Genomic DNA, 21820 nt, shown 5'->3' with positions numbered 1-21820 from the left:
TATGATTATAAAAATTAAAGGTGAATCTATTAAAGTAAGTCAATTTTTAAAAAAAATAGACGAAATTCAAACAGGTGGTGCAGCAAAATCTTTTCTAGAATATAACTCTGTCAAAATAAATGGTGAACCCGCAAAAGGACGAACAAGCAAAATTCGTCCTGGCGATATTGTATGAGTAAACGATACATTAATTAAAATTGAAGCATTAGAAGAATAAAAAAAGCAAGCTTAAACTTGCTTTTTTATATTGTTTTAAGAGAAAATTTATTATTAATTACCCTACAAATATATTGATGTTCATTAATTAAATCACCATTAATAATGTGTAAAGCAATTAAATTTTCAATATTTTTTTGAATGTATCTTTTAATAGGACGTGCTCCATATTCTGGGTCATATGACTCACTTAAAATTTTATTAATAGACAAATTATCAAATGATATTTTTATATTTTTTGATTGATAAATTCTTTTATTTAATTTATCTAGTTCTAAAGTAATAATTTTATTTAAAGATTCCTTAGATAATGGATTAAACTGAATTATTTCATCAATTCTATTTATAAATTCAGGCTTAAAAAATGAATTTAAAATTTTTCTAATAACATTATTTTTTAAAGGTTTTTGATTTCTTAAAATTTCTGATGCTCCTAAATTAGAAGTCATAATGATAATTAAATTTTTACAATTAACAAGTTTACCAGATGAGTCTGTAAACTTACCACTATCTAAAATTTGTAAAAAAACATTTGTTACTTCACTATGTGCTTTTTCTATTTCATCAAGTAATAAAATTGTATAAGGATTTTTTCTAATTTTTTCTGCTAAAGTACCGCTTTCGTTATATCCAACGTAACCAGGAGGAGAACCGATAATTTTAGAAACTGAATGTTTTTCCATATATTCACTCATATCTAGTCTTATCATTTGTTTTTCGTTATCAAAAAGCTCATATGCTAATTTTCTAGCTAGCTCTGTTTTCCCGACACCTGTAGGACCTAAAAACAGAAAGCTTGCAAGTGGTCTATCTGGATCGTTAATATTAGCTTTTGTTCTAATAATTGCGTTTGAAACTAGCTTGATAGCTTCTTGTTGGTCAATTAAAACTTTATTTAGGTTTTCTTCCATACTCAATAACTTATTTTTTTCTGTTTCTAGAAGTTTGTTAAGCGGTATTTTTGTTCATTTAGAAATAATTTGAGCAATATCTTCTTTAGTCACTAAATCTTTAATTAAAGAATCTGATAAGTTTTTATTATCATTTAATTTTTTTAATTCTTCTTCTTTGTTAGGTATTAAACTATATTTTATTTTTGATGCTAATTCATAATTACCATCATTTTGAGCATTATTCATTTTAAAATTTAATTCATCAATTTCTTTTTGAATTTTAGCAATTAAATTTAATTGCTCTTTCTCATAATTTCATTTTTTATTTAATTGATTAATTTTTAAATTTAATTTTTCTAGTTTATTTTCTAATTCTTTTATTTTTTCATTGTTATGTTTTTCTTTATTAGAAATTAAAGCTGCTTTTTCAACTTCTAAAGTTATTTTTTCTTGTTGAGCTTTTTCTAATAATTCCGGTTTAAAATTCATTTCAGTTTTAATTGTTGCTGCTGCTTCATCAACTAAATCTATCGCTTTGTCTGGCAAAAATCTATCAGTAATATAACGATTAGATAAATTAGCAGCTTCGATTAAAGCATCATCATCTATTTTTACTTTATGAAATTGTTCTAGTCTAGATTTAATTCCACGCAAAATAGTTATTGTGTCACTTACACTAGGTTCGTTTATATCTATTTTTTGCATTCTCCGTTCTAAAGCTGCATCTTTTTCAATGTATTTACGATATTCATCATAAGTTGTTGCTCCGATTAAGTGTAATAAACCACGAGCCATTAAAGGTTTGATAATGTTTGCGGCGTCCATACCAGAATCTGCACCTGTTTTACCAGTTCCGATTAACATGTGAATTTCATCAATAAATAAAATGATTTCATTTTTAGATTCTTCAACAGCTTTCAAAACTTCTTTTAATCTTTTTTCAAATTCACCTTGATAAGAAGCTCCTGCAATTAAAGATGCTAAATCAAGTTCTATAACTTCAGAATTTTTTAAATTTTCTGGTACTTGACCTTCTAGAATTTTAATTGCTAAACCTTCGACTATTGCTGTTTTCCCTACTCCAGGTTCACCGATAAGGACTGGGTTGTTTTTAGTTTTTCTACTTAAAATTCGAATCATTCTACGAATTTCTTCGCTTCTACCTATCACTGGTTCTAATTTATTTTCTTTAGCTAAATTAGTTAAATTACGTCCATACTTTTTTAAAGCACTTTCATTTGGTTCTCAACTTGCATTCATAATTCTCCCTTCCAACTTTCTTATATATTAATTTTAGCACTCTATCAAATAGATTGCTAAAAATAATTAAAATAAAAAAATTAGCAAAAGCTAATTAATTTAATACTTTTTTAATCGCTGCTTCATACTTAAATAAATTAATTTTTAATTCTTTTTGATATGTTTTAAAAAAGTATTTTAGTATAAATAAAACTGATTTTTCTAAATTTTCGGGTTTTACTTCGTAAAAATCTGTGTTTGAATTTGAAACAGGACATCAAGATAAATAAGTGATTAAAGAAAAAACAATTTGTTCATAGTAAGCGTCAGATTCACGCTTTTTAAACGCTAACGCAGTTCTAATATGACTTGGTAAATCAATTTCAATAGATTTAAAATTTCTAATTTTTTTTAAAATATAAGAATTTTTGAAATCAAATGAAATGTTAGTTTCTTCTAAACTAAATTTTTGATAATCAACTAATTTTATTTTGAAGTTATTTTTCATTTTTGATATAAAAATGAAAAATGAAATTAAAACATAGATTCAAATCAGAGATGAAAATCCTAAAATAATAATTGGAGTTAATCAAATAACTTTATCAAAATCTTGCGGTGCTTCATTTGAATTAAAATAATTTATCATAATAATTAAATAAGGAATCATTAAAGATATGGTGATGATGATTGAAATTCATAAAACATTAAATTTTTTTCAAATCCTTCTTTTTATATTTTTTGTATATAAACCTGATTTATATAAAAATTTAACTTCTCGAATTATTTCTAAATAATATAAAGTAAAAAGAGAAATTATAGCTCAAACTAAAATAACGTATTGCATTATATTCCTTTCAATATTTTTTTAATTGGTGCATAAGACTTTCGGTGTAACTGCGAAACTCCATTTTTTAAAAGTTCTTCTTGGTGCAATTTAGTTCCGTATCCTTTGTGTTTATGAAATGAAAATAATTCCGATGATTTTTCAATCATAAAATTATCACGCGCTACTTTAGCAAGAATGCTTGCAGCAGCCACATTAATTGATTTTTGATCACCTTTAATTAAATTGTGTAAAGGTAAACTGGTATCTATTTTTTCAAAATCTGTAATAACAACATCTAACTGTAATTGACTAATTATTTCTGTAAGGCATTGTTGCATTCCTAGTTGGGAAGCTTTTTTTGGACCAATTTGATCAACTATATCTGAATTAATAAATTTAATTGAGTAGGCTTTTGCGTTTGTTTTTATCCAAATTGACAATTCTTGTCTGTCTTTCTCATTTAATTTTTTAGAATCATTTATTTTTTCGTGATATTTTTTGGTTAAGTTTAAGACACAACCAGCGACTACAACAGGACCTGCTCAAGCTCCGCGACCGGCTTCATCCAAACCAATAACATTCAAGTGTAAAAAATTATTTTTTATTTCATAATCTAGCATATTTTAATTATATAAATATATTGATAAAATTAAATTATGATTAATACAGTAGAAGCTCAATGTGAAAGATGCCGCAAAACCTACCAATTTTTTTTCGGTGATTTGGATATAAATGTGCAAGTTAGATTTTTTTTAGAAATGATTAAAACAAAACAAATCAATCTATTAAAATGAGAAAATTTTCAAAAATTCTATTTTGATTATATGAAAAAGAATGTTGATAAAAATCTAGATGAAGCAGATGAAAAAGTTATTTTAACTATAAAAGAGTTGTATGATGAAATTTATAATTTTTTTAAAGAGAATGAAATAGAAATGCTACAAAAGAACATTTTATTAAATTTTTCTTTATCAGTTGTCCCTGTTTATAAAAAAGAGTTCTTTTTTAATGAAGAAAAAGCAGAGATTTCACATATGCAGCATTTAACATTAGAATTTCTTGGTAAAGAACCATACACAAGAAGTTTACTAGGGTACGATATTTTAGATGTTAATCCAGAAACTAAAAAAATACTTTGTCCTTATGATGGTCAATATTTGATGAAAGAATTAAACTAAAGTTTAATTCTTTTTTTCTTGCTGGAGCATGAAAAAGCTTTTTATTTGTTAAAATGGATTTTTCTTAACTAAAAAAATTTATAATTTTACATATGTGACAGCTATTTAAAACCTTACCGAAGACAACTAGAATTCGGATATTTTTGTGCTTTTTTATCTCTATTTTTCCGAGTTTTTTCGCTATGATAATTCCTCAATTTATAAAGCAATTTATTTGAATTAGTGATGCTTCTCAAAAAATAGATTATGTTGAAATTTTGATGTGAAAAATTCATCCACAAACAATTGAAGTTGTTTGATTTTTAGTTATTTTGACAGTTCTTGCAGGTTTTTTTGAATTAATTTTTAACTTTGCTTCAATGCGGCTTAGTGAATATACAATTAGTCATATTAGACATATTATTAGAATGAATTTATTTAAAAAATTAATTACTTTAAGTAAAGAAGATGTTGAAGAAATTACTTATGCAACTATAATTACTCGTTTTGGAAATGATATTAATAAAATTAATGGTGGTTTCTTTGTTTTGTGTCGTTCTTTTGCTAATGGTTTATTTTTACTTGTCTGAGGTTTTATTTTCGCTTTACTAACTAGTTTAAGCTTATCAATTGCTATTTTAATAACTTTACCTTTTTTCTTTATTGGTTCAGTTTTTGCAATACGTAAAATTTTTCCTTATTATCGAAAAGAAAACATTGTTTTAGATAAATTAAACGCAAGAGCAAAAGAAGATATCAATGGAATAGAGCTAATTAAAGCTTACAACTTAGAAAGTTTTAGAGCAAATGAGTATCAAAAAGAAAACAACGAATTATTTGATATTGGATGAAAGTCTATTAAAATTTCAGGAACTGCCTGACCTTTAATTAATTTTGCTGTATCTTTTGGTAATGTTATTGTTTACCTAATTTTAGGTTTAACAGCAGCAAAATTTACTAACGCTAATATCGGAACTTATGTAAGTAACGCTTTTTTATTTGGTTCATATTTACAAATGATTTCTTTTGGAGTTTTTCAAATTTGTTTTGAATCTAATAAACTTTTTCGAGCTGGAGTTAGTTCTAAAAGAGTTTTTGAATTACAAAATATTGAGTCAAGTATATCTAAAGTTGTTAGTGATAGAAAAATAAAAAACGGAAAAATTGAATTTAAAAATGTAACTTTTGCATATAGAGATAATCCGAATAACAAAGTTATCGATAATTTATCTTTTAGTATTCCTGCTAATACTTCTGTAGGTATTATTGGTAAAACGGGAAGTGGGAAAAGCACATTAACAAATCTGTTGTTGCGTGAAGTTTTACCTCAAAATGGAAGTATTTACATTGATAACCAAAATATCAATGAAATAGACACCGAAAATTATTATGGAAATATTTCGGCTGTGTTTCAAAAACCAATGTTACTTAGTGGAAGTATTTCAAATAATCTAAGTTTCGCACTAGAAAACGAAGACAATTTTGATAGCGATAAATTTATTCAAATTGCTTCAGCTGACTTTATTAATGAATATGAAACAAAAACTAATCAAATTATTGGACAACACGGAATTAATTTATCCGGTGGGCAAAAGCAACGCGTTGCTATTGCACAAGGAATAGCAAAGGAACCTAAAATTTTGATTTTAGATGATACAACGAGTGCTTTAGATAATAAAACAGATTATCAAGTTCGTCAAAATATTTTAAATAACTTCAAGAATATTACTCTAGTAGTTGTTGCTCAAAGAATCAAATCTATTCAAAAATTAGACAAAATTTTGGTTTTAGATAAAGGTAAATTAGTTGGTGAAGGAACGCATGAAGATTTATTAAAAAATAATAGTTATTATCAAGAAATTTACAAATCACAAAAGGAATCATAATGAGAAGATTTAACTTGCAACAAGAACCTCAAAAGTTTAAATTTAAAGATTTAAGAGATATTTTTAAGCTTGTTCCATTTACTAAAAAGAACTGAGTTGCATTAATAACTTTATTATTTTTTTCAGCGGCTGTAGGAGCTGCAATTTCTTGATTAACCGGATGATTGGTAAATTACTTTTTCAATGCTGTGAATTTTGAGCAAACTTGAGAAAAGAATTTTGTGTTTTATCTCATAATTTTAGCTGTTTTGATTTTATTTTATCTTTTTAATGTTCTGATTAATATTTTAAATAACTTAATTTTAGGCAAAATTTTTAATAAATATTCTTTTTTACTTCGTAAAGAAATTTATGAAAAAATCCAAAGCTTGCCAATGAGTTTTTTTGAAAATGAAAAAACAGGTGATTTAATGGCTGCAATAAGCAATGACACTCAAAATATTAGTGATTCTATTTCAAATATTGTGTCAAGTGTTTTAAGAGTTATTTTTACTTTCGTTTTTACTTTAACTTTAATGTTTTTATATGCACCTGTTTTAGCTTTAATTTCAATAGTAATTATCCCTTTAAGTGCAATTATTTTTCTTAAAATTATTGGTAAAACAAGAGCGTACTTCCGTAAAGCACAAAATGCTTTTGGAGCTTATAATGGTTATTTAGAAGAAGTTTTAGATGTGTTACCTCTGGTTAGAGTTCATCAACAACATAATAAAATTTTAAAAAGTTTCGAAAAATATAGCTTAGCAGAAAGAGATGCTGGTAGAAAATCAGTTCTTTTTTGACATGTTATGCGTCCTACATATAATTTTATTCACGTTATTAACAAATTAATCATTATTGCGTTAGCAACTTATTTTTACTTGCACGACATCCCTTCTTATGGAATTGTAGCTTTTAATTTTGGAGTAATAACTTCGTTTTCAATGTACATTAGTACTTTAACAAATCAAATTATGGCTATTATTGATTTTTCTAGCACGATGCAAAACGGACTTGCTTCATGAGATAGAATTAAAAGGATTTTAGACTTAGAAAGCGTTGATTTAGATCCTAGATTAACTGATTTAAAAGTTAAAGAAGGACAAATTAATTTTGATAATGTTAGTTTTTCATATCCGCTTAATTTAGATATTAAAGTGTTAAAAAATGTTAATTTCCAAATCAAAGTAGGTAATACTTTAGCACTTGTTGGTCATACAGGGTGTGGGAAAAGTACTATCGCAAAACTTTTAGCTAAATATTACAGTGCAACAACTGGTAACATTTATATTGATAATCAAAATGCAAAAGATATAACTGAAAAATCTTGACGTGAAAATATTGCGATCATTTCACAAGATGTATTTTTATTTGAGGATACCTTTTTAAATAACTTAAAAATAGTTAATCCTAAATTAAGCGAAGAACAAATTAAAGAAATTTGCAAGCTAACACAAATAGATGAGTATATAAATTCACTTCCTAAGGGATACGAGACAGTTATTCAACATAACGGAATTAATTTATCACAAGGACAAAAACAACTACTTTCAATTACCAGAGCTTTAGTCTCTGGGAAACAAATTATTATCATGGATGAAGCTACAGCAAATATAGACACAATAACAGAACAAAAAATTCAAAACACACTAAATTATTTAATGAAAAATAAAACAATGCTAATTATCGCGCATAGATTAAGCACTATAATTGATGCACATCAAATTTTAGTTATTAATCACGGTGAAATTATTGAAAAAGGAACGCACCAAGAGTTACTCAATCAAAAAGGATACTACCATAGCTTATACCAAAGTGGTTTTAACGATTAATAAGCAAAATAAAAGTCAAAGCACTAAGCTTTGACTTTTAATTTAAAGTTTGTTTTGCAAACCTCGTTTAATGCTTTTTTACCATGTAGTTTTTCAAATTCTAAAACTGTTTTTTGAGTTTCTAAACTTGCACCAAGCGGGAAGTCAAAATTTCATTCCTTCTTTTGATCTTCCATATGTTTGATTAGGTAATAGCGTGCAATAATTGATGCACAAGCAACAGATAAATTGATTGATTCGGCCTTTGTTACGAAAGCAATAGCTAAATCTAAATCGTGCAACTGTGCTCAGTTATCTTCTAAAACAATTTTTTTATAGTATTTATTAATTGAATTAATTGTAGAATAACGATCTACGATTACGAATTGAAATGCATTATTACGATTAATCAATAAATTTAAAGCTTTTTGATGAGTAAAAAACTTTAATTCATTTGCATTATAATTTTGTGACAATTTATTATAACCTGATTGTGATAATTTATAGATTCCATAAGGAATGTGATTTATTAATTTTGGTGCTATTTTTAAGATTTCTTTTTCTGTTAATTTTTTAGAATCATCAACACCCAAGCTAATTGCTCAATCATACAAATTCGTAGGTAAATAAGCTGCACAAGAAATTAAAGGTGTAAAGTAATCACCAACTCCTGTTTCATCAACTCCTGCTACTTGTAAATTTGCTAAATCAATATTTTCTAAATTATCTAAAATTCTCATAATAAGATTTTATTCTTCTTCAGTAAATTTTGCAACTTTTTTAGCTCTTAAAATTGATTTTTCAATTTCTGCTTGTGGATTATCAAGGAATTTATTAATATATCATCCAACTCCACCTTCTTTGTTAGTTTTACCACATCTAATTGTTGCGTATTTTTTAACATCTTTTGATGCGTTTGACATAGCAACCGAGATATTTGCAACTTTAAACATTGGAACGTCGTTAAATCCATCACCTAAAGCAATGGTATTTTTAACATCGATGTCGTAGTAACGAATAAGCATGCTAAGTGCTTTACCTTTATTAGCTGTAATATTTGTCATATCGAAAACAGGAGAAAGCCCTTCACCTTTTGATCAGTATGAGAATTCAGCTAAATCTCCATAACGTCTTTTAAGGTATTGTCTAAGTTCTTCAACATTAGTTGTTTTTTTAACGTCAAAAATAATTCCTGTTGGCATTAATGGTAATTTGTGAAAATCTAAACCAATTTTAAGGTTAGAAGATGTATCAAATCCAAAAACTTTTTCTAAATCAGCATCTCTGTGTTGCAATTGCACTCAATCTGGTCCTTCAATTGCGATATTTGATACTTCAGCGCTTACTTTTGGATCACCAAGTACGTAAAGTGCTTCGTTAAGATTTAAATATTTAATGTATGGAATAAATGCATCATCATAAGGGTGGTGAATGTGAGCACCATTATAGTTTGAAACAACTGTTTTTAAACCTAATTCTTCGTAAATAAATTTTGTACTTCTTCATGGACGTCCTGTAAGAACACAAACTACGTGCCCTTCATCGGTTGCACGTTTAATTGCAGCTACAGTTTGATCGTGAATTTGACCTGTGGCACTTGATTTTAATGTTGTACCATCTAAATCAATTGCAAAAAGGTATCTTTCTTTTTTTGTTTCTGAGTTTCTAAGTTCGTCTTTTTTCATAAGTCTCCTTTTTGACTTTAAAGCTAGTTATGTAGTCATTTTAGTTTATAAATTATATATTATTTTAACTTTTATGGTTACATTTCCATATTGTTGCAGAATCTATTTTTATATAAAAATTAATTATTCTTTAATATTTTGATATTTTTTTATGGTATTTAGGTAAAATTTTCATAGTATAAAATTACTTCGTTAAGGAGAAATATGAAATATAAACGAATTTTGCTTAAGCTTTCAGGTGAAGGTTTTGCAAATAAAGAAAAACATTTAGCAATTGATTATGAGCTTGTTTCTAAAATTGCAAAACAACTAAAAGAAGTTGTTGCACAAGGAATTCAAGTATCAATTGTGATTGGTGGTGGTAACTTTTGAAGAGGTGCTTCTGCTGAAAAAAATGGTATTCCAAGAAATAGAGCTGATTATATTGGTATGTTAGCAACTATCATGAATGGATTAGCTTTACGTAGTGGTTTTGAACACGCTGGACTTAAAGCACGTGTGCAAAGTTCTTTAAATATTGATAAAAGAGTAGCAGAATACTACATTAACGAAAAAGCATTAAAATATTTAGAAGAAGGTGAAGTCGTAATTTTTGTCGGAGGTACAGGTAGACCGTACTTTACTACAGATACAGCCGCAACACTTTATGCATCAGAAATTGGTGCTGATGTTATTTTGATGGGAAAAAATAACATTGATGGTATTTATGATGCTGATCCAAAAGTTCATCAAGACGCACAACGTTTTGATCATATTACTTATGATGAAGTTCTTGAAAGAGGTCTACAAGTTATGGACTTAACTGCCACAAGTATGGCGAGAGATAATAATATTACATTAGTTGTGTTTAATTTATTAGAAGAAAACTCAATTTTAAGAGCACTAGAAGGAACAATTAAACATACGGAGGTAACTAAATAATGGAATTTGATTTATATCAATTAGATTTTGAAGATAAGTGTGAAAAAGCTATTTCGCATTATCGTTTTGAAATGTCTAAAATTTCAACAGGACGTGCAAATCCACAAATTATTAAGGGAATTAAGGTAAATTACTACGACGTTATGACACCACTTGATGAATTAGTAAACATCAGTGTACCTGAACCTCAACAACTTTTAATTAAACCTTACGACATTACATCAGTAAAGGAAATTTTAAAAGCACTTGATAAAGCAAATTTAGGAATTACACCTGTTGATGAAGGTAACCAAGTACGTTTAACATTCCCTGCTTTAACAACAGACAGACGTAGAGAAATGGTAAAAAGCATTGCTAAATTTACAGAAGCTGCAAAAGTTGGAGTTAGAAATGCAAGACAAGATGCTAATAAAGCAATTAAAAACGATGAAGAATTATCTGAAGATATGCAAAAAAATTATTTAGATAGAATTCAAAAACTTGTTGATAAACAAACAGCAGTAATTTCTGAGTTAGTTAAACAAAAAGAAGATGAATTAATGAACAAATAATGATGCTCTAGCATCATTTTTTATTCAAATTAACTAATTTTTAATATGTATAATAATAATTAGTTAATAAAGCTAAAAAGGATGGTTTCAAATGTATGATAATATAGCAGCAATTAGCTCTGGAATGCATATTAATCAACCAATTTCGATTGTACGCGTGAGTGGACCTGATGCAGTTAGTATTGTAAGCAAAATTTTTAAAGGGAAAATTGGTAAAGATCACGAAATTACATATGGACATATTTATGATCAAAATGAAATGATTGATGAAGTGCTCGTAATGTGATTTGTGGGAAAAGAAAAGTTAGGACAAAAAGTTTTTAATAATTATGTGGGTGAACCACTAGTTGAAATTAACTGTCATGGTGGGATTGTGGTAACAAATACCATTTTAGAATTACTATTAAAAAATGGTGCTCGCCTTGCTGAAAAAGGTGAGTTTACAAGAAGAGCTTTCTTAAATGGGAAAATGGATTTAATTAAAGCTGAAGCAGTTCATGATTTAATTTTTGCTCAAACAAATTTACAAGCAAAAGCATCAATTAACCGTTTTAAAGGCAAAAGTTCTGGATTAATTGATCAATTTTTATATGATTTAGGATATTTAATTGGTCTTTGTGAAGTTAACATCGATTATCCTGAGTATGAGGATGTTGAAAAATTAGATACTAAAATCATGCAAGAGAAAGTTGAAAGCTTAATTAAACAGCTGCGTAATATTGTTAAGGTTTCAGAAGATGCTAGATTTATTTTTGAAGGTGTTAGGGTTGCTCTTTTAGGAAAGCCTAATGTAGGTAAAAGTAGTATACTTAATGCACTTTTAGCCGAAGATAAAGCTATTGTTACTGATATTGCAGGAACCACAAGAGATTTAGTTGAGGCTAGTTATCAAATTGATGGGATGTTATTTAAACTGGTCGATACAGCTGGTTTAAGAAAAACAGATGAAAAAATTGAGCAAATTGGTATACAAAAATCGCTAGGTCAAATAGAGCAAGCTGATTTGGTGATTCATGTTATTGACCCAACTCAACCAAAAGATGAATTTGATAAAAAAATAGAAGAAAAAACCAAGGAATTAGGAAAATTTTACTTAAAAGTCCAAAACAAGAAAGATATACAGTTAATTGAAGCTCAAGATTTAATTCATATTTCAGCCATAAATAATGATATTGAACCATTAGAAGAAGCTTTAGTTGAAAACTTCAAAAACATTGATATTATGGATGAAAAAATTTTTAATAATGCACGTCAGTTATCTTTAATCAAAAAAGCTTTAATGAGTTTAGAGGAAGCAAATAATTCTTTAATCGATGAGCAAACTTATGATGTTATTATTATTGATTTATATGAAGCATGAGATTCATTACAAAATATAAAAGGAAATGTAAATAGAGAGGATTTACTAGACATTATGTTTAGTAATTTCTGTTTAGGAAAGTAATATGAGTAAAAAAAGAAACAAATTTATTGATGCCCACTGTCATTTAAGTCTTAAATATTATAAAAATGAAGAAATTTTAGATGAAATTATTTTAGCTACAAAACATAATCGTTTAGAGTTTCTTATTGTCAATGGAGGACATGCAGAAGAAAATTTAGAAACGCTAAAGTTAGCGGAAAAATATCCAGAAATTGTTAAACCATGTGTAGGGTTACATCCAGAAGATAAGCTCAGCGAAAATGATGGTGAAATAATTGAAAAAATTGTTAATAATCAAGTTGTCGGGATCGGTGAAATTGGATTAGAGTACTTTTATGAAACAGAAAATAGCAGAGAAATTCAATTAAAAAGTTTAGAAAGTCAAATTTTGCTTGCTCTAAAACTTGATTTACCTGTTGTGGTGCATTTAAGAGATAAAGACGATAGTGAACAAGCGTATCAAGATTTTTATCAAATTATGAAAAAATATCCAAATCTAAGAGTTATGCTGCACACTTACGCTGGAACAAAAGAATGATCTGAAAAATTTTTAACATTTAAAAATTTATATTTTTCATTTAGTGGTGTAGCTACTTTTGGTTCTGCAGATCAAACAAGAGAGGTTATTAAATTTTTACCATTAGATAGAATTTTGACAGAAACAGATTCACCTTATTTAAGAGTGCATCCATATACCGGAGAAACAAATGAGCCTAATACAGTTTTATATGTATCTTATTATTTAGCTGGTTTAAAATCAGTTTCAATGGAAAAATTTGTGGATAGAGTAAACCGTAATTTACGTACGTTATTTAGGATTACTGATGCAAAATAAAAAAGAAGTATTTGCTAAAAAACAATTTGGGCAAAATTTTTTAAATGATAAAAATATTATTAACAAAATTCTGCAAGTCTTTCCTTATCAAAATAATAATGTTTTAGAAATAGGTCCAGGTAGAGGTGCTTTAACTAAAGAGCTCATTAAAGACGCTAAAGAAGTGATTTGTTATGAAATTGATGCCGATATGGTTGAAATTTTAAACAAAGAAATCCAGGCAGATAATTTTAAACTTATTCATCAAGATTTTTTAAAAGCTAATTTAAGTGATATTCCTGAAAACACATTTGTTATTGCTAATATTCCTTATTACATTACAAGTGATATTTTGTTTAAGCTTTTTCAAAACCGGCAAAAGTTCGCTGGATTACTACTTATGGTTCAAAAAGAAGTTGCTCAAAGAATTGTAGCGAAAAAGAATTCAAAAGATTATTCAAAGCTTTCTGTTAGTTCACAGTATCTTGCAAATTGTAAAATTGAATTTATTGTGCCTGCAAAATGCTTTGTTCCAGCACCAAAAGTTGACTCGGCTATTATTTCGCTAACATTTAAAAATTCAGAACAAACTAGTGATTGAGAAGCACTACAAGATTTTTTTAAACTTTGCTTTTTGGCTAGAAGAAAAAAATTGTCTTACTCTTTAAAAACGAAATATTCAGTAAAACAAATTTCGTTTGCGTATCAAAAACTGAATAAAAATGATAATTTAAGAATACAAGAATTAGATCTAGAAGAAATTGTAATCCTTTACGAATTGCTTAATCAATAAAAAAGTGCGGTGCATCATTGTGATGTTCCTGTGCTTTTTTTAATTTGTGAATTTGTAATAAATTAACAAAATTATGGTTAAAAATTTTATTTTGTTCTTTTATAGTTTATTTAAAAATATAATTTAATTATTAGATAAGGATGGGTATGAAAAAAATTAAATTTAAATTAAAAAATATAGATAACTATGAATTTGAAATATTAGAAGACGCTCCTAAAGGTTCGTATTTTTCTCTTTCAGATTGATTAACTGATGATACAGCTGCTATTCAAAAATTACTTAGTGAAAAACAAGGTCAAATTATTGAGAGTATTAAAATAGAAGCTCAAAAAAACATTGAAAATAACTGAGAAAATATTGGAGAAGTGCAAAAACTAAAAGAACAATTAAATAATCAAATTAATTTTTTAAAAAATCAGCTTGTTATTTTGGAAACAAAGCAAGAAACTGAAATTAGTAAGAATAAGCTTGATGTTGAAAAAGAATTCCGCGGAAAGTTAGAAAACGCTAATTTAGAAAACTTAGAATTAAAAAACAAATTAACTTTAAAAGAGCGCGAGCTGCAAGACATTTTTGTGCAAAACGAAAGAAAAATGCAAGAGCTAGTTCAACTAGCTGAAATCAAGAAAAATAGTTTTCTGCTAGCTAAAGAGAAAGAAATTGCTGAACTGAAACACGAAGTTGAAAAAGTTCAGTTTGAGACTAAAAATAAATTACTCCAAGAATTTAACGAAAAATTAAATGCTGAAAAATTAGTTTGAAATGAAGAAAAACATAAATTAGAAATAGAAATGGCTAAGCTTCAAGGTAAATATGAAGGTGTAATTACTAGAAAAACATCAACTGGTTTAAAAATTGCAGCTAATGAGTTTGAAGATGCAGTTTATGATACTATTTCAAATACTTTTGGAGTTTTCACAGATGAGGTACATTTTCAAAAAACAACAAAACCTGTTGAGTATCAAGATGCAAATAATATTACAAAAAAAGCGATGCCAGATTTTGAAGTAACCTTTTTTGATCCTAAAAATAACGAAATTCCAATTGGCAAAATAGTAATTGAAGCCAAATCAATTCAAAGCAACACAGGTTCTAAAAGCAATGTGGATTTTCTAAAAAAATTAGAAATTGATAGAAAAAATTTTAAAGCAGATAAAGCAATTTTAGTAACAGAGTTAAATCCTGAGGATGATTTTTTCATTTTGAATAATAAAGAGTATCCCAATATATACATAATTAGAATTGACATACTTAGTAACTTACTAAAATTATTTTTCTTAATTGCTAAAAAGGAAGCTGAAATGAAAAGTCAGTTTGAAATTTATAGATCTCAAACCCTTGAAAAAAATATGATTTTACAAAAGTTCAATGATTTTAAAAATGAAATTATAAACATTCAAGTGAAAAATTTAAATAACTCTGTTAATGTTCTACTTAAAGAAGTTAAAAAATTAAGAGATTCAGCTTTAAGCATAGAAAAAATAGCAGAAACAACAATTAAAAGACAAACAGAACTAGTGGAAAGTAAAATTAATAATTTTAATATTGAACGTAAAATTATTTTACCTTTAGAAAAATTAAATCATTTTGATAAAGAAATTAATATTTTTGAACCTGAAAAAGAAATATCAAACAAGATTGAAAAATCAAATGCATTGGAAAATATAGATGAATAAAGAGATTTTAGTAACCTGAACAAACTTTAAAAGGATTTTTGATAAAAACCCAATTTTAATTTTTGAAAAAAAAGCAAATTTTAAAGAAAAACTTTCGAAACTGTTTAATGATATTAGTTTTAAAAAAATTCAAAGCATAGATATAGAAGAATTGAAAGAAGAAGACATTGAAAATTCTGATAATTCAGAAATTGATATCGAAGAGTATGAAAATGGTGCACAAAATCTAGAAGAACAATACTTTGAAAATATTTTTGATTTTGATAATTTTAAAAAGATTACTCATGAATTTGAATGATTTGATTTTGATGATAAAAGTTCTAATGAACTTTCTCAAAATGATAAATACATGATTATTAAAGGTAATAGCTTTAATCAGTATAAATTACAAGCTATTGAAAACTATATAGAAAAAAATAATTTAAAAAGCAGTCAAATTAAGTATGTTAGTGTTAGAAACTCAAATGATGATAAAGCTAAAATCACAGAAAATTTAATTAAACAACAAGATGTTGACTTAATAGTTAATCCAGTATTTATTTTTGAATACAAATATAAAGAAGTTACTTTTAAATTTGTATTAACCGCTCTTTTATATGATAAACGCGAAAATAAACTTGTAGATTTAAGTTTTAAATCTTTTAGTTCTTTACAAGATAATTACAAATGTTTATTTTCTTATTTAGTTCTTAAAAATATTGGTTTAAATTCGGTTCCTTTTGATAATTACAGCGTTTTAATAGTTGATCCACTTTTAAAAATTACAAAAAATTTCAAAAAACACAAAATTGAGTTTTTTGAATCTTATGCTTCAAATTATCGTTTAGAACCTGCTGCTTCTAAAATTTCGGAAGATGAATTTTCTAAAAAAATATTTAAAGTATTAGAAGATAGTGGAGCAATTTTAAATCTTTTGGATTCCAATAAAGAATTAAAAAATAGTAAGTTTAGCTTTTTTAACAGTGTTAAATATAATAATCAAGTTACTTTTAAATTAGACAAAAACTTAGTTTTTGAAAAAAATAATTTAAATGAAAACTTAAATACAGAGAAATTGATAACAAATTTTAAAGAGTGAAATAAAATAGAACTTAAAAATCCACAATTCAATGATTTTTATACTACATTTAACGACTTAATAGAAATTTTATATAAATCTTGATTGGATTTTGGTTCTAAAGAAGAATTAGACTTACAAAGCTTAAAATACTTCTTTTTTGCCAATGGTAATTACTTAACTAATATACCAAATGGTGACAAAAAAAGCAAAACATTAAAAGAGCCTGTTGTTGATAAATTATTTCATAATTGAAAAACTAATTGAAATATGAATTATTCTTATGAAAATACAGTCAAAGAACAACTTGCTAAAACAAGCTTTTTAGCTAATGATAATAAATATTTTGGAGGTATTTTTCTTCCTGCTTGAATTAAAAAAGATGTGGAACTCAAATATATTTTAATTAATACTTTAATAGGTGAAGAATTCGAAAGACTTTCTGGGAAATATTATCAACTAAGAGAAATATACGGATTAGATTTTATTAATCATAAAAATAATTTATTTAATAAAACTCAAGACTTTTTTAATTTTAATATTGCTAATTTAATTAAAAAATTACATGTGAAAGACGCTCGAATTTGCTGATACGACTATGAAGGTTTTTCAGATATTTTTCCAATTTTTAATCATATCAACCCTTATAATCAAGTTGTTAATCAAGTCTCTATTATTGTGACACAAAATGGAAAAGAATTATCTTGCTCTAACATAGTAAAAGATACAAAAAATTTAAAATTACAAGATCTTTGTGACATGATTTTTGAAATTTATTCAGATTGTGCTGACGCTTTTGTTGTTTTTAATAAAAGTTATGAAAACACAAGAAATATAGAAATTTTAAATTTAATCAAAATGAATTTATCTGAATACGAAGAAAATAAAAATAAACAGATAGAAATAGATAAAGATACAAATGAATTTATTAGTTACTTTTTTGAAAAATTTAAAACATTCGAAAACTTCAAAAATATGATTTACCACATCAATTCAAATACGGTAGATTTAGCGGATTCGTTTATGATTGGTAATTTATCTAAAAATGAAAAATATATTTCTTTTAATACTGCAAATATTGAAACTTATTCTGCTTTCACGGTAGAAAACAACAAAATAGTAAAAGAAAATTTAGATAGCAATTTTATTGTTAGAAATGTTGCGACTTTTGGTCGTATGATGATAAGCATTAAATATTTAAAATATTTCTATTCAATTAAAAAGATAGAAAAATATATTACACATTATAATATTGATTTAAAAAATAAAATTATTCCTTATACATCTTTAAAAGAGGTTCAAAAAGGAACTGATGCAATGGAAAAAGCAATTCAGCGTTATTTAGGATCTATTGGTGATAATTTATGAGAAAACCAAATTGTACCTAATTTAAAAAGATATTGTGAAAACGATGTTCGTGCAATGCTTATGGTTTATGATTTTGTTATGGAAATCTTAAAATCAAGTTACCCTGAAATTGCTAATTTTGAATATAATCTCGAAAGTGAAAATAATAATTATCAACTTAAAGAAGGCAAACTAGTAGTTTCTTAAAATAACTAGCAATTATTTATTGTTAGTTATTTTTAATTTTAAATATTAATTTTTTGCTTTATTTTTTAAAAAACTCCTAAAAAATCAATAAAAAAATAAAAAAATATTGATACACACGGATAAGTTGTTGTATAATATCCAAGCTATTTAAAATATAGCTCTCATTTTGACAAATTCAAAGTAATAAAAGAAATTAAATTTATAAAAGATTGAAAGGAAGGAAATAAATGCCTACAACAAACCAACTTGTTACTAATGGTCGTAGCTCAAAAATCAAAAAACAAAACGCTCCTGCGTTAAACATTAGCTACAACTCATTAGTAAAAAAAGCTAAAAAAATGGCTTCTCCATTTAAACGTGGTGTATGTACTCGTGTTGCTACAATGACACCTAAAAAACCTAACTCAGCTTTACGTAAATACGCTCGTGTTAAGTTATCAAACGGAATGGAAGTTACAGCTTACATCCCTGGAGAAGGACACAACCTTCAAGAACACTCAGTTGTTTTAATTCGTGGAGGACGTGTTAAAGACTTACCTGGAGTTAGATACCACATCGTTCGTGGAACACAAGATGCAGCTGGTGTTGCAAAACGTAACCAAGGACGTAGTTTATACGGAACAAAAAAAGCTAAATAATTTTATTTAGAAATTTCAAAAAAATAATAAAAATCACATAGGAGGAAATTATGTCAAGAAAAAAACAAGCGCCTATCCGTGAAGTACTTGCAGATCCAGTTTTTAACTCTGTTATCGTTACTAAGTTAATTAACCAAATTATGCTTGACGGAAAGAAATCAATCGCTCAAGATATTTTATATTCAGCTTTCGAAATTATTAAAGAAAAAACAAATAGAGAACCAATGGAAGTTTTCTTAGAAGCTGTTGAAAACATTACACCACAATTAGAAATTCGTACAAGAAGAATCGGTGGAACAAACTACCAAGTTCCTACTGAAGTTCCTGCACGTAGAAAACAAACATTAGCATTAAGATGATTAGTACAATACTCACGTTTAAGAAACGAAAAAACAATGGATGTTCGTTTAGCTAATGAAATTATTGACGCATCAAACAAAACAGGTGGAGCAATCAAAAAACGTGAAGATACTCACAAAATGGCTGAAGCTAACCGTGCATTTGCACACTTCAGATGATAGTTTGTATTTTTTAGGATATTAAAATTATGGCAAGAGAATACGAATTAAAAGATTACCGTAACATCGGTATTATGGCCCACATTGATGCTGGTAAAACAACAACAACAGAAAGAATTTTATTCCACACAGGTAAAATTCACAAAATCGGAGAAACACACGATGGTGCTTCTCAAATGGACTGAATGGCTCAAGAGCAAGAACGTGGTATTACTATTACTTCTGCTGCTACTACAGCATTCTGAAAAGGTAAAAGAATTAACATTATCGATACACCAGGACACGTAGACTTCACAGTTGAGGTTGAACGTTCACTTCGTGTACTTGATGGTGCTGTAGCTGTTCTTGATGCTCAATCAGGAGTTGAACCTCAAACAGAAACAGTTTGAAGACAAGCTACAAACTATAAAGTTCCACGTATCGTTTACGTTAACAAAATGGATAAAGCTGGTGCTGACTTTGCAGCTTCAGTTGCTTCAGTTAAACAACGTTTAGGTGGAAATGCAGTTGCTATTCAATGACCTATTGGTGCTGAATCAGATTTCAAAGGAATTATTGATTTAGTTACAAGAACAGCAGTTACATATAACGGTGAAGCTGCTGAAGAAGAATTCCCAACAGAAATTCCTGCTGATTTAGTAGATACAGTAGAAATTAAACGTCAAGAATTATTAGAAGCAGTTGCTAACTTTGATGAAGAACTTATGATGGTTGTTCTTGAAGGTGGAGACATTGATGAAGAAACATTTAAAGCAGCAATTAGAAAAGCTACTTTAACATCAGAATTTTTCCCAGTAGTTTGTGGAACATCATTCAAAAACAAAGGTGTTAAGAAAATGATTGACGCAGTTGTTGATTACTTACCTTCACCAATTGACGTTCCAGCTATTAAAGCTTACAACGGAGAAGAAGAAGTTTCAGTTCAAGCTACAGATGAAGGTGCTTTCGCAGCTTTAGCTTTCAAAGTTATGACTGACCCATTTGTTGGTTCACTTACATTCTTCCGTGTTTACCGTGGAGTTTTAGAAAAAGGTTCATACGTAATTAACTCTACAAAAGATCAAAAAGAACGTATTGGACGTATTTTACAAATGCACGCAAACAGTCGTGTTGAAATCGATGAATGTCGTGCTGGTGATATTGCTGCTGCTGTTGGACTTAAATTTACAACAACTGGAGATACTTTAGTTGCTGAAAAAACAGACGCAATCGTGTTAGAAAAAATGGTTTTCCCAGAACCTGTTATTTCACAAGCGCTTGAACCAGAATCAAAAGCTGCTACAGAAAAACTTTCATTAGGACTTCAAAAATTAGCAGCAGAAGATCCTACATTTAGAACATACACAGACGAAGAAACAGGACAAACAATTATTGCTGGTATGGGTGAATTACACCTTGATATTATTGTTGACCGTTTAAAACGTGAATTTGGTGTACAAGCTAAAGTTGGTGCACCTCAAGTTTCATACCGTGAAACAATTACAAAAACAGCAGATGTTGAAGGAAAACACATCAAACAATCTGGTGGTAAGGGACAATACGGTCACGTATGAATTAAATTTGAACCAAATCCAGATGGTGGTTTTGAATTTGTTGATAAAATCGTTGGTGGAAAAATTCCTAAAGAATACATTAAATCAATTCAAAAAGGTCTTGAAGACAAAATGGCAGCCGGTATTTTAGCTGGTTACCCAATGATTGATATGAGAGCTACATTATTTGATGGTTCATACCATGATGTCGATTCATCAGAAATGGCTTATAAAATTGCTGCTTCTAAAGCACTTACTAAAGCAAAAGATATTATTGGTACAGTATTATTAGAACCAATTATGGACGTTGCAGTAGTTGTTCCTTCAGATCACATGGGAGATGTAATTGGTGACTTATCACGTCGTAGAGGACTTGTTAATGACCAAGAACAAAGAAATGATGGAGCTGTTATCGTTAGAGCACACGTTCCACTTGCTGAAATGTTCGGTTACTCAACAGAACTTAGATCTATGACTAGTGGACGTGGTACATACCAAATGCAATTTGATCACTACGAAAAATGTCCAAGAAATATTTCAGAAGAAATCATTAAACGTAGAAACATTCAAGCTAAAGACGAAGAATAATTTTACACAAAGTTATATTTAAAATACCAGAATCTTCTGGTATTTTTTAATCAAAAAAATAAA

19 protein-coding genes are annotated in these 21820 nt (G+C 27.6%); 14 read left to right on the top strand and 5 right to left on the bottom strand.

Translation table 4 applies throughout. The annotated features are described in order from the left end of the window. The first annotated feature begins 1 nt into the window (after position 1). Entirely contained in the window at positions 2-217 is a 216-nt protein-coding gene (locus tag EI91_RS02060; RefSeq protein WP_036452530.1) for an RNA-binding S4 domain-containing protein, read from the top strand. A gap of 25 nt (positions 218-242) precedes the next feature. On the opposite strand, the gene EI91_RS02055 is transcribed toward EI91_RS02060, so the two are convergent. From EI91_RS02055 to EI91_RS02045, 3 genes are all read right to left on the bottom strand, one after another. Further along, entirely contained in the window at positions 243-2369 is a 2127-nt protein-coding gene (locus EI91_RS02055; RefSeq protein ID WP_051789170.1) for an ATP-dependent Clp protease ATP-binding subunit, read from the bottom strand. Positions 2370-2463: 94 nt separating this feature from the next. Beyond that, positions 2464-3192, bottom strand: a complete 729-nt coding sequence (locus EI91_RS02050) for a hypothetical protein (protein WP_036452528.1) — start codon at positions 3190-3192, stop codon at positions 2464-2466. Further along, positions 3192-3794 carry a ribonuclease HII gene (locus EI91_RS02045; protein WP_036452525.1) on the bottom strand — a complete coding sequence of 201 codons (603 nt, stop codon included), beginning with the start codon at positions 3792-3794 and terminating at the stop codon, positions 3192-3194. The genes EI91_RS02050 and EI91_RS02045 overlap by 1 nt, the downstream gene beginning before the upstream one ends. 36 nt (positions 3795-3830) lie before the next feature. Here EI91_RS02045 and EI91_RS02040 point away from each other — a divergent pair, with 36 nt between their 5' ends. From EI91_RS02040 to EI91_RS02030, 3 genes are all read left to right on the top strand, one after another. Further along, the gene (locus EI91_RS02040) at positions 3831-4352 is read left to right on the top strand and encodes a hypothetical protein (RefSeq protein WP_036452522.1); all 522 of its coding nucleotides are present in this window, start codon (positions 3831-3833) and stop codon (positions 4350-4352) included. A 92-nt stretch (positions 4353-4444) separates the two neighbouring features. Further along, on the top strand, positions 4445-6217 hold the full coding sequence (locus tag EI91_RS02035) for an ABC transporter ATP-binding protein (RefSeq protein ID WP_036452520.1): 1773 nt from the start codon (positions 4445-4447) through the stop codon (positions 6215-6217). Then, a complete protein-coding gene (locus EI91_RS02030; protein ID WP_036452517.1) occupies positions 6217-8028 on the top strand; it encodes an ABC transporter ATP-binding protein in 1812 nt (603 codons plus the stop codon). Before EI91_RS02035 ends, EI91_RS02030 begins: the two co-directional genes overlap by 1 nt. 23 nt (positions 8029-8051) lie before the next feature. Here the strand turns inward: EI91_RS02030 and EI91_RS02025 are convergent, their stop codons facing one another. Together EI91_RS02025 and EI91_RS02020 are read right to left on the bottom strand one after the other, a co-directional pair. After that, positions 8052-8747 (bottom strand): ribonuclease HIII, encoded by a 696-nt coding sequence (locus EI91_RS02025; RefSeq protein ID WP_036452514.1) that lies wholly within the window; start codon positions 8745-8747, stop codon positions 8052-8054. 9 nt (positions 8748-8756) lie between these two features. Beyond that, on the bottom strand, positions 8757-9692 hold the full coding sequence (locus tag EI91_RS02020) for a Cof-type HAD-IIB family hydrolase (protein ID WP_036452511.1): 936 nt from the start codon (positions 9690-9692) through the stop codon (positions 8757-8759). Between the two features lie 204 nt (positions 9693-9896). Here EI91_RS02020 and pyrH point away from each other — a divergent pair, with 204 nt between their 5' ends. The 10 genes from pyrH to fusA all read left to right on the top strand — a co-directional run bounded on the left by pyrH (position 9897) and on the right by fusA (position 21757). After that, on the top strand, positions 9897-10613 hold the full coding sequence (gene pyrH, locus EI91_RS02015) for a UMP kinase (RefSeq protein WP_036452509.1): 717 nt from the start codon (positions 9897-9899) through the stop codon (positions 10611-10613). Next, complete coding sequence (frr, locus tag EI91_RS02010) at positions 10613-11164, top strand: ribosome recycling factor (RefSeq protein WP_036452505.1); 552 nt, start codon at positions 10613-10615, stop codon at positions 11162-11164. The genes pyrH and frr overlap by 1 nt, the downstream gene beginning before the upstream one ends. 91 nt (positions 11165-11255) lie before the next feature. Further along, positions 11256-12608, top strand: coding sequence for a tRNA uridine-5-carboxymethylaminomethyl(34) synthesis GTPase MnmE (gene mnmE, locus EI91_RS02005; RefSeq protein WP_036452502.1), 1353 nt, complete (start codon positions 11256-11258; stop codon positions 12606-12608). 1 nt (position 12609) lies between these two features. Beyond that, complete coding sequence (locus EI91_RS02000) at positions 12610-13422, top strand: TatD family hydrolase (RefSeq protein WP_036452499.1); 813 nt, start codon at positions 12610-12612, stop codon at positions 13420-13422. Continuing rightward, a complete protein-coding gene (gene rsmA, locus EI91_RS01995; protein WP_036452496.1) occupies positions 13412-14194 on the top strand; it encodes a 16S rRNA (adenine(1518)-N(6)/adenine(1519)-N(6))-dimethyltransferase RsmA in 783 nt (260 codons plus the stop codon). The genes EI91_RS02000 and rsmA overlap by 11 nt, the downstream gene beginning before the upstream one ends. 146 nt (positions 14195-14340) lie before the next feature. After that, positions 14341-15870, top strand: coding sequence for a DUF2130 domain-containing protein (locus EI91_RS01990; RefSeq protein WP_036452493.1), 1530 nt, complete (start codon positions 14341-14343; stop codon positions 15868-15870). Continuing rightward, a complete protein-coding gene (locus EI91_RS03530) occupies positions 15863-18481 on the top strand; it encodes a UU173 family protein (RefSeq protein ID WP_051789169.1) in 2619 nt (872 codons plus the stop codon). The genes EI91_RS01990 and EI91_RS03530 overlap by 8 nt, the downstream gene beginning before the upstream one ends. Before the next feature lie 227 nt (positions 18482-18708). Further along, positions 18709-19119, top strand: a complete 411-nt coding sequence (rpsL, locus tag EI91_RS01980) for a 30S ribosomal protein S12 (protein ID WP_036452491.1) — start codon at positions 18709-18711, stop codon at positions 19117-19119. Positions 19120-19169: 50 nt separating this feature from the next. Beyond that, on the top strand, positions 19170-19640 hold the full coding sequence (gene rpsG, locus EI91_RS01975) for a 30S ribosomal protein S7 (RefSeq protein ID WP_036452487.1): 471 nt from the start codon (positions 19170-19172) through the stop codon (positions 19638-19640). A 26-nt stretch (positions 19641-19666) separates the two neighbouring features. Further along, entirely contained in the window at positions 19667-21757 is a 2091-nt protein-coding gene (fusA, locus tag EI91_RS01970; RefSeq protein ID WP_036452485.1) for an elongation factor G, read from the top strand. The last annotated feature ends 63 nt before the right edge of the window (positions 21758-21820 follow it).

The organism is Mycoplasma buteonis (assembly GCF_000733865.1).
In the GTDB taxonomy this organism is placed as follows: domain Bacteria; phylum Bacillota_I; class Bacilli_A; order Mycoplasmatales; family Metamycoplasmataceae; genus Mycoplasmopsis; species Mycoplasmopsis buteonis.
The sequence above is the reverse complement of the archived record's forward strand: the minus strand, read 5'-3'. Positions and strand labels throughout refer to the sequence as shown.